The organism is Fortiea contorta PCC 7126 (assembly GCF_000332295.1).
Taxonomy (GTDB): Bacteria; Cyanobacteriota; Cyanobacteriia; order Cyanobacteriales; family Nostocaceae; genus Fortiea; species Fortiea contorta.
On record NZ_KB235930.1, the window covers coordinates 2,724,122 to 2,741,629 of the forward strand.

The following is a 17,508-nucleotide window of genomic DNA, read 5'->3' on the forward strand; positions in this document are numbered from 1 at the left end:
TTCTAGTAAATATGACCTCAAATTCAAATTCTCGACCGAAAAAGCAACATCCTTTTCTACCTTGGCTAGATGTATTGGCGGTGACAGCTTGGGGAATTTTAATTCTCAAACACTGGTTCACAGGAAAACTCAATTTATTGATTCACCCTGATTACTTTTGGTTAGCAAATTTGGGTGCTGTGGGCTTGCTCATCATCGGTTTTTTTAAAGCCAAACAACTTTGGCGACAACGGCGTCAAGATGATGTACCCAGCGCTTTACACATCAATGTTTTTCCCCCTGGTTGGGGTAGCAGCTTGTTACTGACAGCAGCAATTTTGGGTTTCATCATTACACCCCAAGTCTTCGCCAGTGATAAAGCACTCCAACGCGGTGTCACCGACTCATTAGGAACCGCACGCCTTAAACCCCAAGCCTTTCGGGCTAATGTCCGCCCAGAAGAGCGATCGCTTGTAGACTGGGTACGCACCGTCAGTGTCTATCCAGAACCAGATGCATATACAGGACAAAAAGTCAAGGTAAGCGGTTTTGTGATTCATCCACCAAATCTAGGTCAAGAATATTTATTTCTAGCGCGATTTGTGCTCACATGCTGCGCCGCAGACGTCTACCCCGTCGGCTTACCAGTCAAACTCTCAGGCGATCGCACTCAGTATCCTCCCGACACTTGGTTAGAAATTGAAGGAAAAATGGTCACAGAAAATTTATCAGGTAAACGCCAACTCACCATCGCCGCTACCTCCCTACAAAAAATCCCCCAACCCAAAGATCCTTATGTTTATTAGGATTTAGGGTCTTGAGTAAGATAATTATCCATTAAGTACCCAAACAGAATTAATTACATATACTGTTTTTTGTTCCCTATTCCCTGTTCCCTCTCTCCACAAATGAATTTAATTTTGTCCGACTAGTTACCAATAACAAATGACAAAATTTAAACTATCGATCCAACCACTAGATCGCGTGGCGATCGCACTCATGCTGTTGCTGAGTTTGTTAATTGGTTTAATGATCTGGCAAGGTGATGTAGTTAAGCCTAGTGTCCGTAATTTTACTTGGCAGAATCAACAAATTGGGGCTGAAGATAACTCCTTCACCCTCACCTTTAGCCGCCCAATGGATATCAAAAGTGTAGAAGATAACTTAAAAATTGAGCCGCCATTGGCAGGAAAAATCAGTTGGGCGGGTCGGCGGATGGTTTATACACTAGTGACCCCAGCACCATACGGCACGAATTATAAATTACAGTTGCAAGGAGCAAAAGACCAGTTTGCCGCCAAAGAAGGCACAAATAGAGCCTCGCAACCGTTTACAGGTAGCTTTCAAACACGCGATCGCGTCATCCTTTATATAGGAGCCGAGAAAGAAAACCAAGGACAGTTAGTGCTCTACAACCTCACCCAAGAGCAAAAAAAGGTACTCACGCCCAAAGACCTAACTGTCATGGACTTCGAGCCGTTTCCTAATGGCGAAAAAATTATCTATTCAGCACGCACCGCTAGCAGCCAAGATTTACTGTCGGCACAGTTGTATACAGTCACCACAGGTATTAAGAGCAAATCTGGTCAACAAACAGAGCCATCCGGCAGAGTTGACCTAATTTTAGATAACAAAGACTATCAAAACCTCAAATTTGACCTCTCACCCGACGGACAGACAATCGTTGTCCAGCGGGGAAACAAATCAAATCCTAGTGACTTTGGGCTGTGGTTTATGCCCGCAACCAGCGACCAAACAGGTGAAAAACCAATACCTAAGCGGCTGAATAGTCAACCAGGGGGAGATTTTACGATCACTCCTGATAGCAAAGCAGTAGCCGTTGCCCAAGGACAAGGAGCCGCTATCTTACCCATAGACAGTAATACTAGTCAACCCTTAGATTTTCTTCCCCAGTTTGGATTAGTTCAGGCTTTCTCAAAAGACGGCTCCCAAGCCGCCATGGTCAAATTTAATACAGACTTCACACGAGACTTATTTTTAGTCACAAACCAAGGCGTCAAGAAACCCTTATTAAAAACAACAGGCTCAATTCTCAACTGTCAGTTTGATCCGGCGTCACCTACTCTCTACTGCTTACTAACACAACTGGTATCAAAAGAACAATATATAGAACAACCTTATTTAGTAGCAATTGACTTAAAAACCGGGCAACAAAAACCTTTAATAGTCTTACCTGTAGGCCAGCGCAATGTCCAAATGAGTTTGTCGCCAGATGGAATAGGGTTGCTATTTGACCAAGTAGTACCACAGACAAATCCCGACCCATCACTATCAAAGAATACATTACAAACAGATGATGGCGAAGCGATCGCTACTAGTAGTTTATGGCTGATGCTGCTATCACCAATTGCGGAAACACCACCCACCGAAAACAAACCAGAAAAACTTCTACCCCTAGTGGGATTTGCACCCCGTTGGCTACCTTAAAAGGGAATAGGGATTAGGAAACTGTCGCATCTTTGGATAAAGCACAGAAAATCAAAAGCGCACATTTGTTTTCTCAACCATAGCCCCTATTTTTCACCAAATCCTTGATATGAAGCGCTTTTTGGCATCATCTTCAGATTGGCGAGAAAGTGTAATGTAATGTTATAACGTCATCAGTTCTAGACGCAAAATGGGGAATACTGATCAGTAACTCAATTATTGCCAACCATGTATGTGTAGCAAAGATTATTGAAACTAGTACTACTCATCCTCAGACAGAGTTACACTTGGCTTCTAGAGTGAAACTAACTACAGACAAAGCCAGGGAATTCTCAAGTTTTCCCAAACTACTGACGTCAACCCTGGACAAACACAGTTGATCAGCAATGCTAAGGCCAGCACTGCTGAATATTTTTAAGCAGGTGAGTCAAAAGTGATGAATGACGCTGACGCCTCCAATCAAGGGGCTTTTATGGAATCTCCCAACTCTGCTAACTTGCCATCACCAGAGCAAGCAAGTTGTCCGTTTTATGCAGTTGCGCCTCATGAAATTTTGGCAATCCCCAAATTGCCACTCCTGCAACCAGCTAAGGATAAGCCGCACACGACCGAAGTTCCAAAACTGTCAGAAAATACCACCACCCAAGACTGGATAGCGGAGCCTGAGCGCGACAAGCAAGCACTAATTGACACCGAATTTCAACAGTTGCTGGCATTGAATGAAGAATTACGTTCAGCCAATAATGCCTTATATGAGCAAGTAGAGCAACTCAAAGGTGACTTAACAGAGTCAGAAAAAGCTTTACAGTGGCATAAAAGGCGCTCCAGCATTACTGAGTCCATGCTCAATCAACAAACTCAGGAACTCGCTGCAGCTCAAGAACAAATACAGTCTTTATTTCAACAACTAGAAACTGCAGGGCAAACCATCCAACGTCAGGAAAGTTCCATCGAAACTCATAAAAGCCAATTACAAATCAGCCAGCAACGAGTTGCTCAGTTGGAACGGGAATGTGCCATCTTACAAACTAACTATACTGAACAATCTCAACATCTATCACAAGCAGAAATTGCTGGTCGAGAGATGCGGACTCGACTCATGCGACAACAACGCCAGACCCTACAATATAAAGCGGCTCTGGAAAAATGTCTAGAATCACCAGTTCCCGGTGCTGACTTTACAGAAGATTATCCCCAGCAAACCAGACAAACAAGATTTTCTAGAAAAGCTCGTTCTCTGTTTCCCAACGCTCAACCAATTAAACCATGGTCGGGAGAGCCGGACTTTTTGAATGATAATTTAGAAAATTTCTGGGAACAAGGAGCAACAGAGTCCGGATTTTCAAACAATGAACCGATTTTCACTCCATCATCGCCCTGGGATTGGCCCCATCGAGAAACTACACCGATACAGCCAATACCAACAACCGAGGAGGTTCCCACTACACCACCAACGGTTTCATCTGTGGAGTCATCCACTATTGATGAGCAACTCGATACTCTCATCCAAATGTTTTTTGCTTCCCAGTCTGCGCCACCACCAGTTACAGAACCTAATTTAGAAAATCATCAGGCTAGTGATGCGGTGGTTTGGGAAACCTTAGCTACAACCATCACTGACTATCAAGAACCAGAAGCACAAACACAGCCGTGGATGGAAGACATCACCCCACCAATAGCTGCCGACCCACCACATACACAGACAAATTTGTCAACTGAAAATGAGGATTATTGGTCAGAAATTGCCCAATTAAATCAGGGAGAATTTTCGCCTATAGATTTATCTCAGGATTTATTGGGCGATCTCCATCTCGATACTCAATCGCCCTCACCAGTAGTTTATCCCCAACGTCCACCAAAAGGGCGAAAAACTTTAGCATCGGTGGAATTGCCTAATTTTCGACAAAATAGTCAATAGGGCATTTGGCATTGATCCATGCCAAATGCCCTATTGACTAATTAAGAATTCTACTAGCTGGCGATTCCTGAATCGTGGCTTCGGAGTTGGCTTTGATTAACTGATTGCGGGGACGAGGTTTGCCGGTGCTGATAGCATAGTTAATCACTGACAATCGCAACCACAATGCCGGATAGCGGGGTTCTAACCAGGGATTTAGCCACCGCAAACAGCGCGGGAACCATCTACCCAATAAAGCACTAACCAGGGCATGAAGACAGAAGTTAAAATAGTTACCCAACCACCGGACTAAATCTTTAGCTCCCGCCAGTTGCCAAATCCACCAAATTAAGGCGGGGTTTCTGCGCGCCGCCTTGAGTGCTAACCGATTAAAAGTTAACCAGTCGCATCTATCCTTAATGAAATTATCTGGTACCTCTGGGGGTTCGTCTGCCAACAAACCAAAGAAGGTGTTTAACATGGCATTAATCCGCTGGGGAGGCAAAAACTGGCCTGTGGGAACCATCATTCCTTTGGAAAATAGCCAAGTGACTGAGACGTTACTTTGGTAAGCCCGAATTTGGTTCAAGTGGCTAAAACTTAGCAGGTTATGCTTGAGAGCAATATCTAAGAGTTTTGTTAAGCGCTCTAAGTTACGTACTAGGGAACCAAAACCAGTAAAGACAAGGGGAGATTGCAATGATGCCGCATCACCGATCGCAATTAATCTATCAAAAGCCACTGTGCGATCGCTACTACTCACACTAAAATGTCCTGGTATGTAGCCAAATGTCGGTTTTCTCCACACCAGTTGATCTAAATCGCAGCGGCGATACTCTGGCAAAATCGAGAAAAAGTCTTCATACATCTCTAGCAAGGAACCAGGATTTTCGGGATTGACTTCATGGTAATGGAATAAATAAATCGTCAGTTCTTCACCGACACTGGGGAATAATTCCCAAATTAACTGTCTACCCCGTGAAATATCGCCATGACTATAAAGCACATCCCCAAACTGTGAGTCCCACACCCCAGGTGCAAACCCTTTCTCAATCACCGCCCCCACTGTGGGACAGACGCTATCAAAAGCCCTTCCACCGTTTAATTGCCAAGCAATCGGGGAAGCGGTGCCCATCGCATCCAGTAATAGTCTGCCACTGATGAGTTTCTCAACTTGACTAGGTAAATGCTTGACTTTAACGATAACTTGTGTATCATCTATATCAGCCTGAATAAACTCCGTCTCATCCCAGATTTCACCACCTGCAGCGCGGATCTTTTGTCCGCACAGTTGCAGCCACTTTTCAGAATCTAGGGCGATGTTGAGCACTGTTGGTGTGTGGAGAATAGGCGATCTCAATTTAGCAGGATTATTGCCATCAAAAAATTTATTAAAACCGTCTTTGTACTCCCGTGCAATTACGGTTTCCAGTTCAGCGCTAGTTACCAAACCCAGATTAATCAAGCTTTGCAGTTCATCACGAGAAATATTCCACTCTCGATTCATTCGCCCAAATGGTAGGCGTTCCACCAGCAGTACCTTATATCCCAGCTTCGCCATGACGGCTGCATGAATTGCACCCAGCGCCCCACCGATATAGATGATGTCATAGTGAGGATTTTCTTTTCCCGAGCTTTTGTTACCAGAAAATATTACCTGACGCGGTTGCTGGGGGTGACGCACTCCCTGGCGCCATCTTTTTTCCCACCAGTAAACGCGCTGTAAGTGATATTCTCCATTGGGCATTTTCTGAAAATACTTGACACTCAGCGGGTAATCAGCTTCTAAAGCGGCAAATATCGATTGCTGGGATAAGTCAATTTCTGGAGGTTCTGGATAGTGGTGAGGAAAACGACTTCTAATTTTAGTAGTCAAATGCTGTAAAATTTGTTTTTCTTGCACAAAAGGTTGTTCTGTCCAACGAAAAACTTTCAAATAAGTGGTACGCTGCACTGACCAGACAAAAACCACTAGTTCCGAAATAGCTGCATCAGATTTTGTAGTCTCAGCAGATATTTTCAGGCGAAAGCCTTCTGGCGTTAGCAGTTTTTCCCCAATTTTGGGGTCAAAATCTGTCTGTAGCCAATGGCATACAGCTGCACTATCGGGGGTTGGAACTTCTAAATAGAGTATTTCTTTCATTTTTTTCTGACAATTCCGATCAAGATACTCACTAGGACAGATTTGACGAAGGCATAAAATACGCTAAACTCCGCCCTATTAGTTGCATGAAGATTCAATGAAGAAAATTTAATAATTTATTTAATCTATTGTTCATTTTGTATTTCTCTAAACCCACGCCATGAATTATCCCATCCCAGACAGCCCCCAGGAAATGTTAGCTCTGCAACAAAAACCAGTTGATGAAGAATTAGTCGCAGCAGCGATAGCTGGAGTTGTGAGAATTGTTCGCGCCCAAGGTCAATCTTTAGAAGACCTCACCGCCCAAGTGCTAGCTGACGACCCCATGCTAAACAAGCAACAACGACGCTGGCTCAGTAAATTGGTCGCTCAAGCGTGGGAAAGTTTCTCTTAGAAGACTTCATAATTTGAGTGTTTTGATATTTTGGGTTGGGTGCCTCGGTGGCGCTTTTTTGGTGTGGGAGTGACTGTGGCAGAGATGGGCTAGTTTGTGGTTGCACGACTATCTTTACCATATCAAGGTTTGGAGCTAACCTTAAACTCATTGATTTTGCATAGGAAAATTTTATCAATCTTTTGTGGGACGGGCTGAACAATTAATTATCTAATCACAAAGTTGATTTTTGGCTTGCTTGAGTGTAAAAGTTTGCCAACATCTGTTTACTGAGTCATTAGCTGCATTGGCCCCAAATATTTAGTTAAATAAGGCGAAAAAACTTCATAAATTAAGGTTAAAGGCTGTCCATGATGCCAAAACAAATAATGGCGACCCCAAAAGGGCCCAGCTTCTGCAAAACCTGTAGCCAATGCAGTCGAATCACCATAGTAAAGACCTTGCACATCCCGATATAGTTCTGTGCGGAGACGCGCCAAACTAGCCCAAATTGGTAACGAACGGTTTTGTAAATACTCATCCACATGACTAGCTTCCCACCACGAGGTAGCATAAGCCAAGCGCTGACCACTTTGAGTCCGCAGCCACACTTGACGCCGCAATCTCGGCCCTGGTACAGCCTGAATTAATTCGGGAGCAGCATCTAAATCTGTACCCACCAAGGACATGTCAATCACATCTACTTCTGTCGGTTCACCGGTGAGCAATTGTAGGTGTCGAGTTGGGGAGCCGTCACCCAAAAGCAGCAATTGCCAAGCTGGTGCTAGCTGAGTGTGGGGCAAACCTTGTTGAATCACTTTCTCCTCACCTTGCCAAATTGGGGTGAGGCGATGCCAACCTGCTGGCATCGTAAAATTATTGGTTGGCGTAAAAGTTGCAGTCAATGTTCTTTACAAAAGTTCACCTATTTCTATGAAAGCATAAAAAAGACGTTGCTGAATCGTGCTGTGAATCAGGTTGTAGAAATGGAAAATTTACGTCTCTAGTACTAGCCCCAGTGCATATTCCCTTTTCCAGAAAAGTTATTTTTCTAACCGGACTGCATACCACTGTAAATATTGACCAGGCCCAATATCTAACTCACAACTGGTATCAATTAAATATTTGGCTTGGGCTTCCACAGTAGCAAATTTTTGTAAATCTGGCGGCAATTCTGAAAAGCTGAGTTTTTGTAGAGCTATTTTGAGCTTTTCTAATAACTCAAAGGCAGTCATAAATTGCTCTGGTTGGTTTGTTTCTAAAACAACAAAGTTGTCTTGTTGATACATTAATGGGTCAGGCATCGATGTTATGGAAATTTAGTGTAAATTTTTGACTGTTTGCTTAATGAATGACTAATTAGCAATTCACAAATGTTTTAGCTGCTGTTATTTTAACAGTCAGCTTTGAACGTTGTGCGGTTATCCGGTTTCTCTTGATACGTGAAACACTTGTCTCTCGTAGAGATGTTCTCAGGATGTACGTATATCATAATTAACTGGCAGTGGTATTAGTCATAGGTGAAAAACATTACTGCATAACCCAAAAGTAAAATTACGGCAGAGAGGGACTTAGTGAGGTAAAGCTTTATAAACTGCCGTTGTTACCCTATTTTTCTACTTCATTTACCTAAATCATGATGTACATATTGGAAGTTTTGGCAGCAATGACGATTTGACTCCAACAGTAGGGAATTATAAATAGTGGCATTTCTTGCTGTGTCCTGAACTGGACAAAAAGGGGAGAAATAGCTGTGTGTTGTAAATATACTGCTTTTGCTTAAAGTCAATGTTAATTTTACTTAATTAATAAAAATTTATACTGATAATCTCAATTCGCAGTCAAGGGGTATTTTGACTGCGTAAAACAATAATTAATTGCTCAAAGTTTAGTCAAAGGGGCAAGTTTTGCCAGGTTTGCCCATACCGCTATTCTCCTTTTCTGTGGAAGGCAACTCATGTCAGGCATAAGCCCATTTTCTCTTTCTAAGCAACCACCGGTGATTTTGGTGGCTGATGATGATCAGACTGTTCGATTGCTCTTGCGTAGAGCTATGGAAAAAGAAGGTTATCGAGTTGTCGAGGTCAATGATGGTGAGCAGTGTTTACATGCTTATGAGACTATCAAACCTGACATCGTTTTGCTAGATGCGGTGATGCCGGTCATGGACGGCTTCACTTGTTGTAAGCAGTTGCTGAAAATTGCTAGAAATAATTTGATGTCAGCACTCGCCACTTTTGATACAGATTCGGCTTTGGGTAATACTGTAATTTCCAAACTGTGGGAGCGGACGCCTATATTAATGATTACATGCTTGGACGATGAAGAATCGGTCAACCGTGCTTTTGAAGTAGGAGCTACAGACTATATTACTAAACCGATTCATTGGGCAGTGTTGCGCCAGCGATTACGAAGATTGCTGCAACAAGCTCAGGTGTATAAACAGTTAGAAGCGGCAAATGAGGCTTTACAGCATTTGGCTAATGTAGATAGTTTAACTGGGTTAGCTAATCGTCGCCGCTTTGATGATTATCTCAATACTCAATGGATTAATTTAGCACAGGAGGAATCGCCACTGTCGCTGATTTTGTGCGATATCGACTTTTTTAAACTTTATAATGACCAGTACGGTCATCCATCTGGGGATATGTGCTTGCAAAAGGTGAGTGCTGTGTTAACTGATAAAGCACAGAAAAACCAGGATTTGGTGGCGCGTTATGGCGGTGAAGAATTTGCCGTAATTATGCCCAATACCCATGCAGTCGGAGCGCTTCATGTCGCCAACACGATCAAAGGGGGTATGGGAAATTTACAAATTATTCATGACGGTTCCCCTGTGAGTCATTATGTCACCTTGAGTATGGGGGTGGCGACGATTATTCCCACTTGGGAATCTGCGCCTAAAGATTTGATTTTGGCTGCAGATAAGGCACTTTACCAAGCGAAAGCTGAGGGGCGCAATCGCATTATTTTAAAATCGCTGCTGGCTTGTGATCTATGATTAGGAGGGATAAACTGGCAATGTGAAGTGAAAACATGCTCCGCCGCCGGGTACTGAGTCTACCCAAATTTGACCGTAGTGAGAGCGAATGATCCTTTGACATAAGCAAAGACCAATGCCATAGCCTTCGGTAGCTTCATCTCGTTGTAAACGAAAGTGATTTTCAAAAATCCGCTCCCGATTTTCGTCAGGAATTCCCGGCCCTGTGTCACCGATGCTGAATTGAACTTTCTGGGTGGTACGATGCAATCCGGCAACACTGATTTTGCCACCTTGGGGTGTATACTTAATCGCATTATCTAGTAAATTTACTAGGACTTGGCGGATGCGTTCTGGGTCGGCGTAGACTGTAGGTAAATCTTTGGGGATATCTGTTTCCAGTTTTTGAGATTTAGCAAGGTAGCGATCGCGTAATTCTTCTAACACATCTAAACAGAGTCTACCTAGTTCCAATTTCTGTGGTGCGATCGGTAACTCCGTATCACTGCCCCTACCTACTTGCAAAAGATCAGCACTCATCCGGTCAATAATCTTGGTTTGAATCCGGGCTTGCTTTAATAAGTGGGCTGTCATTGCTGGTTTGAGGCGCGCAAACCGACCCGTTTCTAAATTGTAATTGGATTGGAGGGTTTCGATGGCGATCGCTGCAGCCGTGAGGGGATTGCGGAGGTCGTGGGCCAACATGGCAATGACTCTATCCTTAAATTGTAGCTGCTCTTGGAGTTTTTCTTTTTCTTGCTTCAAACGAAAGATTTCGTCGGAAAGTTTGATGAGTTCGGCAGAAACAGCTACTGAAGCGATGGTAGATTTGGGCGACGGTGTCCGCAAATTATCATCAATTCGTTCTTGTAAATCTTCCTGTAACTTTAAATAGGAGTCAACGGCACTTTGCCAGCGAGTCCACCAATTTTTCAGTTGAGCAATGATGTTACTCCCAGCCAGTATCTGTCTGGGTTCCGGGTGGATTTTCACCAAAGCTGGCGTCGCTACTAATTTAAAGTGTTCCGCCAAATACGGTTGTTGCCCGACATCAATTATTTGAAGTTCAAAGTTATACTCAGCTTGCAATTCCTTCAGGTAGGCTCGTATTCGCTGTACCTGTTGTCTGGACTTAGGCCGCCCATCGACGAACAGCAACAGCTGGAGTGGGGCCTCAGAATAAGTAGGCTGATCCTGGGAAACTGGCATGTAATCGTGTTTCAGCACTGGTAACAACCCGGCGACGCTTTACGGAAAGTAAAATTGACTGACGGTTGTCGATGATCGTTCTTTTGTTTCAATTTAATATCTATTTTAGATTTTTCGGACTCCTATAAGATCGGCGTTTTTAGATGTTGTACATCTTTTTGAGCCTTTTAGTTACTTTTTAACTCAGATCGATTGAAGATAGCACCCAAAATCGTGATTTTGAGGCTCTATGTTGCGAAAATCAAAATCTGAAATAGGAGCCGCTTGGTGAAAATTCTCATGCTGCGGTGATAAATTCGGTATAGCAGAGGATTAATTGATCACTTTTTCTTTGACCGCTGCTGCCGAATAATTGATATTTTCACCAGAAACTCAATTGACAAACCCTGAAGGAGGTTCTGCGCTTGTTAACCGCTTTACCTAGAATACTGATTCCCCTACAAGCGCAAGTTGACACCAAGTTTCTCTAATTGTTTAAAATTGGTATTTTACCGACGTTATTCTCAGTCTAGCACTTGCGGTAATTGGCGATCGCTTCTGTTTGATCAAATCTCCAATTTGTGATCTGAGAGTCCACAGTCTGCGCTAGGGTAGGAATTGACACTAGATTTGTGATTTGCTGTGCTCTCCTGTAATCGTCCAGCGGTCTTTTTGAGTTTGGCTGTGTTATTAACTTCGTTAACAGCCTGCGCTAACGCTCCTATTGCCAAGAACCTTGAGCAGTCTTTGGCTGCAGATCCCAGACTGCAAAATAATTCAGATGTGTTTGGGGAAAGTAAAAATAACGACCCGCAAACAAGCTCTAACACGTCAACTATTCAATTACCGCCTGAATTTCCCAAAGATATTCCTTTATATCCCAACGCCAAGCTGGAAGCAGTCACACCCGTCGCTGACTCGGAAAGTCAAATATCAACTCGTTGGCAAAGTTCAGACCCTAGCAACTTTATCACCAGTTTTTACCGCAACCAGTTGCAAACCAACAACTGGCAGATTTTACAACAACCCACAGATGATGTGGGTGGTACTTTTAAAGCCCAGCGTGGTGATTTGGTTGTGAATATTTCCATCCAAGCAAAATCAGTTACAAACGCTGGACCTAATCAACCACAAACAGCTACTGAATTACTGATTGAGTACTTACCCAATAGTCCCACAACCGCACAAAATCCTGAAAATGTTCCCCAACCAGGAGATACACAATTCATCGGCCCAGTACCACCGGCAAATTTAGCAACAGAGCCACAAAATACACCTGATAGCCAAGTAACACCTAATACTTCCTCTGCAACTCAGGAATTCAGCGACTTGAACAACGCACCACCAGAACTGCGCCAACATATCCAAGACTTGGCTCAGTTGGGTGTTTTTTCTGGAGAATCTGGGTCAAATAAGAGTATTGATGCATCCAGCCAGCAATTTGCACCTGCAAAAACTATCACCCGCAGGGAATACGCCAGTTGGTTAGTGGCTGCGAATAATGCTATGTATGCAAATAACCCAGCTAAACAGATTCGTTTAGCTACAGCTAACACTCAACCCGCCTTTAGTGATGTGTCGCCGAAAGATGCGAGTTTTCCAGCAATTCAGGGGTTAGCCGAAGCTGGGTTAATTCCTAGTTCTTTGTCTGGGGATGCTACAGCAGTATTGTTTCGTCCGGATGCACCACTGACGCGGGAGCAGTTAGTGTTATGGAAATTACCTTTAGATACTCGTCAAGCCCTACCTGCAGCTAATTTAGAAGCAGTCAAGCAAACTTGGGGATTTCAAGATGTGGGGAAAATTGACCCCAAAGCTTTGAGAGCAGTTTTAGCTGATTTTCAGAATGGCGAACAGTCAACTATTCGCCGGGTGTTTGGTTATACAACCTTATTTCAACCCAAAAAGCCAGTTACCCGCGCTGAAGCGGCGGCGGCTTTATGGTATTTTGGCACTCAAGGTGAGGGAATATCGGCTGTGGAGGCTTTAAAGTTAAAGCGCCCGCCAACTTGATGTTTGTATTTTTTTAATACATTTATATAAATATCTTCATACCCCCAAAATTAAGGATATTTGTAACCATTAATCTCAATTCCCCCGTAGGGGTTTGGTGTGGGGCGCGGTTTTGGCGAATCCTGGGGTGTTGCCTGTGGCTGTTGTTCAGTATAATTACTGGACTGTGTAGGTATGATTGAATTTTGGGACACGTCGGGGGGTGTAACACTGGGCACTGTTAGAGATGGCTGGTTGTAGGTGGTTACAGGGTTGAGCGTACGACTCACTGGGACTGTGGGAAGAGTGGGCGATGTGAGAGTCGCTTCTGTAGGAGTTGAATTCCCGATAGTTTTGGTTGGGCTGGTGGTGAGTGTGGGGAACAGGGAAAGATTTTGGTTGGTTGATTGATTGGTCGCAGTTTGAGTGTTTGGAGTGCGCGTCAGCAATCCTATCTGTTGAGTAGGGGTGGTGGTTAGTGTTCCCGTTTGTTCCGCACCTGTGATTGACGATGGCGTACCTGACAACTGATGAATACCATAATTAGTGCCAATTTGCAATAAATTGTCTGCTTGTAAAACAAACGGATTTTGCACCGTGGGTGTAGCTACTCCGTTGAGCAAACCCAAGGTAGAATTTGGTTTAGCATCATGAGCTAAAGGCCTTTGTTTACCAAGAACATCTGGGAATAAAATTTTGTTATTTTTGTCTTGGGAATTTTTTTGCGAATTACTGGCGATGATTGCCAAACTTGCTCGCTCAGAATCACTCAATAAGACTGCTAAATGATCAATATCTGCAGCAATGGCTTGATCTTCAGGTGAAAGCGCAGCATCTTGAGACTTTGAAGTCACAACCTCGTTATCTGGTTTTGGAGTGAAAATATCTGGGTTTAACCAGTATTCTCTAATTCCCATTCCCACTACAGACAAAAAGATTGCTGTACCCCAAAAACTGGGTCTTCCTAAATTCCATAATCTGGCTTTGAGATAGCGTAAATAATTGGGATGATGACGATTTGGCATAGTTTGAGTGTTAGCGCTTCACTACCAAGTAACAAAACTATCCAGAAATCCAAAGCACTAGTTATTTCTGCTGTTATTTTCTTTTGAAGAGAATATCCTAACCGAGGTTTGATGATGATGTCATCCTCGCTTCTCAATATTTATTACTCTTGGGTGTTAGTTCGTAGTCAGGACTATAATCCTCCTCTGGTTAAGCGCTTAAACGCTGACCACGAAAGCATGTGTCAGGTTTTATTGGCTTCGGTTACTTTGGATAACATCGAAATTTAAAAGCTGTTTTAACTTATTGTTATGGCTGGAATAATGTTGATCTTTTTAGTTTTTTAGTCGATAAAAATTGTGCTGCAATGTTTCGACACGCCTATGGAGGTGTTCCGCTCCACGTCATCCCATCCTACAGAACTATTCACCAGGAGACTAGAGCAATGATGAAAGCTGAAGATATCATGACCAAAGACGTAGTTACCATTCGCGGTTCGGCGACTGTTGCTGAAGCGGTGGAGTTGATGAAGAAAAAAGGATTGCGTGCGCTGGTTGTGGATCGTCGCTACGATAATGATGCTTATGGCATTGTGACGGAAACGGATATTGTCTACAAGGTAACAGCTTATGGCAAAGACCCAAGACAGGTGCGGATTTATGAAATCATGAGCAAGCCTTGCATCATTGTCAATCCAGAATTGACTGTAGAATATGTCGCTCGGTTATTTGCGAATACAGGTATTCGCAGAGCGCCTGTGTTTCAAGGTAAGCTATTAGGCATCATCTCCATTACCGACATTCTCACGAAAAGCGATTTTGTCGATACGCCCAAAGTGCTGCTACTAGAAGAGAGAGTTCAAAAAGCAATTGAAGAGGCTCGTGCTATTTGTACTCAGCAAGGAGCCTATTCTAAGGCTTGTGCTGCTGCTTGGGATGAGGTGGAGGAACTGCAAGCAGAAGCTGCTCATCAAAAAGCGGAAAGTATGGTATCAGCCAAACTTTCCTTTGAGGAATACTGTCGAGAAAACCCTGATGCGCCTGAGTGTCGCAGGTATAATTCTTGACTGTGACTCAGGAGGGTTGAGAGCGTGTTTTCACACTGGTTGTATCCTCAATTTGTGATGGTTATAGTCTGAGAACACGCTTTCAAAGCACGGTTTTATAGCGTTTCTCGTTTCATCATAGGACATTTCGGGAGGTTAGAGGCTAGGAAATAGGGGCTAGAGCTAGCTAATCTCAAATCTTTTCTCTGAGGCGACCTACGCCGGCTAAGATAAAATTAACTGCGGCTTGTGTGTGCTGTTCAATCATTTCTGGACTCAGTAGTTGCAAATCTGGTCTGGTATGTTTAATATTTTCGTAGGCATTAAAGTAGAAGTTACAAATGCCAATAATGTGCATGGTGGTAAGAAACGGATCAAGCTGACGGAAACAACCTTCTGCCATTCCCCGCTCTAAAATATTGATCAGATATTTAAAGTTTTCTTGCCAATTCCCCTGTTTGAAATACTTTCCCTGATTTTGGTTGGCTTCTTGAAACCACAGCATCCCTCGTTGTGGATGAGCAGCTTCGTAAGCGATCGCTTCTTTGACCAAAATCCTTAACGCTTGTTCTGGTGGGAACTGATCCAAATTTAGCTGTTTAAATCCTTCATGCATTTCCACCGCTGGACGTTGCAAAACCGCCTGATATAGTCCTTCCTTGCTCTGGAAGTAGTAGTAAATCATGGCTGTGGTGACACCCGCACCTTTGGCGATCGCTTCTGTCCGCGCTCCACTGAGTCCACATTTAGCAAACTCCACTTCCGCTGCATCGAGTATATACTTTTTTGTCGCCTCTGCATCCCGCACTTGCCGGGGTTTATGAGTTGAAGGTTTTGACTGTGTTGAACGACTCACAATTCTCCATCATCCTGACGAAAACATCATAACTAATAATTTGGTTAGTAGTTGACAGACAAGATAAGATTTACTACAGTAAATCTTATTAACTAAAAAATTAGTTAGTTAATTAATAAAAATCGAAAAGGCAAAGCCAAGCAGGTAATTGGTGGCTTTGCTGACATATTTTTTGTTCAATAAATAGAAAGTTATTGAGCAGTAAAAATCTGGAAATTAAACTAATTTTACATAATTTGGGAGTGACAATGCAACCTATTTTACCCGGTGCGCCTTGGTTGATTGCTCATAGGTCAATGTTGGGAGTAAATCGACCGCATAAAATCACATTGAACGGACGAGATTATGTGATTTGGCAAAATCAAAAAGGTGAAGTTTCTGCACTGGATAATATTTGTCCACATATGCAAGCACCTTTATCAGACGGCTGGATTTGTCAAGAAAGAAATACCATCACTTGTCCTTTTCATGCATTAGAATTTGATAGCAAAGGTAGACTTGAACGAGGAGATAAAGAAGACACTCAACCAATAACTCAGCCACTAGAAATCATTGTGAAAAATGATTGCGTTTGGACTTATGCTGGGTTTGAACCAAGATTACCTATTCCAGAATTACACCAGAAGATTGTCGATGAATATGAGTTATTAGGTGTGACTGGAGAGAAAAGTATTCAAGGTAGTTTTTTGAGTAACCTGATGGTTAACTATGACTATAATCATCAAAATGGTACTCATAAGGAATTGTTTAGAATCACATCTTGTCATGTTAGTTCTTTTGAAAAAAATGGATATTACACCAAAATTCAACAAGAACTCACCAGAGCAGATAACACTTTCACAGAAATTATCAAAAACCCAGTTTTAGGGATTTTTCCTAAAAATCTCAGTAACACTCTCGAATACGCTTTTCCTTCAACTACAGTTTTCTTTGCTAAAACACCCATTGGCGATATTGCTCAAACTCACCTTCTCTACCCAGAGACAGAAAACAGAACTAAGACGTTTATTCTAATGTATGTCAAGGTTAATAATCCTGTAATGAAATTTTTGTTTAAAAATTCTGTTTTACAAGCAGGAGCAAGAGTCATTGAACAAGATACAGGAGCAGTTGAGAGCTTATATCCTAGGGAGAAACCCAAGATTAGATTACCCAATGAAGAGATTATGTTTTATGCTGAAGAACTTTACCATGATTGGTAAATACTAGTAATCTGTCCCCAAAGTTTTGATAGTAAAGCTTAAATGGTAGTGGACTGACACAGCTAATTTAGTGCATTAGGAAAAACGAAAAAGCATTGGTTTATATCAACTACATCAAAAATCTATTGCATCATTTTAGGCGTGTCAGTCCACTACTGGCGTGTTATGCTATGTGATGACACAGCAGTATAGATACTTATATTTTTTAAAAATAAAATCGGATTTCTACATAGCGTTTCTTGGTCTAAGAAGGTGTGTCCGTAAGGGCGAACAACCGTGTGTCCATAAGGGCGAACAACCGTGTGTCCATAAGGGCGAACAACCGTGTGTCCATAAGGGCGAACAACCGTGTGTCCGTAAGGGCGAACAACCGTGTGTCCGTAAGGGCGAACAACCGTGT

Annotated in this window: 14 protein-coding genes; 8 read left to right on the forward strand and 6 right to left on the reverse strand. The window is 42.8% G+C overall.

What is annotated here, in order from left to right:
• Positions 1-11 precede the first annotated feature (11 nt).
• The 3 genes from MIC7126_RS0112650 (at position 12) to MIC7126_RS0112660 (ending at position 4,345) form a co-directional block, all read left to right on the forward strand.
• Positions 12-785: a TIGR03943 family putative permease subunit gene (locus MIC7126_RS0112650; RefSeq protein ID WP_017653524.1), complete on the forward strand. Its 774-nt coding sequence runs from the start codon at positions 12-14 to the stop codon at positions 783-785.
• Between the two features lie 139 nt (positions 786-924).
• Positions 925-2,427, forward strand: coding sequence for an Ig-like domain-containing domain (locus MIC7126_RS0112655; protein ID WP_017653525.1), 1,503 nt, complete (start codon positions 925-927; stop codon positions 2,425-2,427).
• Positions 2,428-2,863: 436 nt separating this feature from the next.
• Complete coding sequence (locus tag MIC7126_RS0112660; protein WP_017653526.1) at positions 2,864-4,345, forward strand: GumC domain-containing protein; 1,482 nt, start codon at positions 2,864-2,866, stop codon at positions 4,343-4,345.
• Between the two features lie 37 nt (positions 4,346-4,382).
• On the opposite strand, the gene MIC7126_RS0112665 is transcribed toward MIC7126_RS0112660, so the two are convergent.
• Positions 4,383-6,467: an NAD(P)/FAD-dependent oxidoreductase gene (locus MIC7126_RS0112665; protein WP_017653527.1), complete on the reverse strand. Its 2,085-nt coding sequence runs from the start codon at positions 6,465-6,467 to the stop codon at positions 4,383-4,385.
• Between the two features lie 160 nt (positions 6,468-6,627).
• Between MIC7126_RS0112665 and MIC7126_RS0112670 the strand changes: the two genes are divergently transcribed.
• Entirely contained in the window at positions 6,628-6,861 is a 234-nt protein-coding gene (locus tag MIC7126_RS0112670; protein ID WP_017653528.1) for a hypothetical protein, read from the forward strand.
• Positions 6,862-7,127: 266 nt separating this feature from the next.
• Here the strand turns inward: MIC7126_RS0112670 and MIC7126_RS0112675 are convergent, their stop codons facing one another.
• Together MIC7126_RS0112675 and MIC7126_RS0112680 are read right to left on the reverse strand one after the other, a co-directional pair.
• Positions 7,128-7,745 carry a chorismate lyase gene (locus tag MIC7126_RS0112675; protein ID WP_026100215.1) on the reverse strand — a complete coding sequence of 206 codons (618 nt, stop codon included), beginning with the start codon at positions 7,743-7,745 and terminating at the stop codon, positions 7,128-7,130.
• 138 nt (positions 7,746-7,883) lie between these two features.
• Positions 7,884-8,144 (reverse strand): CRR7 family NDH-1 assembly protein, encoded by a 261-nt coding sequence (locus MIC7126_RS0112680; RefSeq protein ID WP_017653530.1) that lies wholly within the window; start codon positions 8,142-8,144, stop codon positions 7,884-7,886.
• Positions 8,145-8,797: 653 nt separating this feature from the next.
• On the opposite strand from MIC7126_RS0112680, the gene MIC7126_RS0112685 reads away from it, so the two are divergent.
• Positions 8,798-9,841 carry a GGDEF domain-containing response regulator gene (locus MIC7126_RS0112685; protein ID WP_017653531.1) on the forward strand — a complete coding sequence of 348 codons (1,044 nt, stop codon included), beginning with the start codon at positions 8,798-8,800 and terminating at the stop codon, positions 9,839-9,841.
• Here the strand turns inward: MIC7126_RS0112685 and MIC7126_RS0112690 are convergent, their stop codons facing one another.
• Positions 9,842-11,047, reverse strand: a complete 1,206-nt coding sequence (locus MIC7126_RS0112690; RefSeq protein ID WP_193787688.1) for a histidine kinase — start codon at positions 11,045-11,047, stop codon at positions 9,842-9,844.
• Between the two features lie 603 nt (positions 11,048-11,650).
• Between MIC7126_RS0112690 and MIC7126_RS0112695 the strand changes: the two genes are divergently transcribed.
• A complete protein-coding gene (locus tag MIC7126_RS0112695; protein ID WP_017653533.1) occupies positions 11,651-13,021 on the forward strand; it encodes an S-layer homology domain-containing protein in 1,371 nt (456 codons plus the stop codon).
• A 50-nt stretch (positions 13,022-13,071) separates the two neighbouring features.
• Here the strand turns inward: MIC7126_RS0112695 and MIC7126_RS27535 are convergent, their stop codons facing one another.
• Complete coding sequence (locus MIC7126_RS27535; RefSeq protein ID WP_017653534.1) at positions 13,072-14,025, reverse strand: hypothetical protein; 954 nt, start codon at positions 14,023-14,025, stop codon at positions 13,072-13,074.
• A 425-nt stretch (positions 14,026-14,450) separates the two neighbouring features.
• Between MIC7126_RS27535 and MIC7126_RS0112705 the strand changes: the two genes are divergently transcribed.
• Complete coding sequence (locus MIC7126_RS0112705; protein WP_193787689.1) at positions 14,451-15,071, forward strand: CP12 domain-containing protein; 621 nt, start codon at positions 14,451-14,453, stop codon at positions 15,069-15,071.
• Positions 15,072-15,243: 172 nt separating this feature from the next.
• Here MIC7126_RS0112705 and MIC7126_RS0112710 read toward each other — a convergent pair whose 3' ends face one another.
• Positions 15,244-15,906, reverse strand: a complete 663-nt coding sequence (locus MIC7126_RS0112710; RefSeq protein WP_017653536.1) for a TetR/AcrR family transcriptional regulator — start codon at positions 15,904-15,906, stop codon at positions 15,244-15,246.
• Positions 15,907-16,154: 248 nt separating this feature from the next.
• Here MIC7126_RS0112710 and MIC7126_RS0112715 point away from each other — a divergent pair, with 248 nt between their 5' ends.
• On the forward strand, positions 16,155-17,108 hold the full coding sequence (locus MIC7126_RS0112715; RefSeq protein WP_026100216.1) for a Rieske 2Fe-2S domain-containing protein: 954 nt from the start codon (positions 16,155-16,157) through the stop codon (positions 17,106-17,108).
• Positions 17,109-17,508 lie beyond the last annotated feature (400 nt).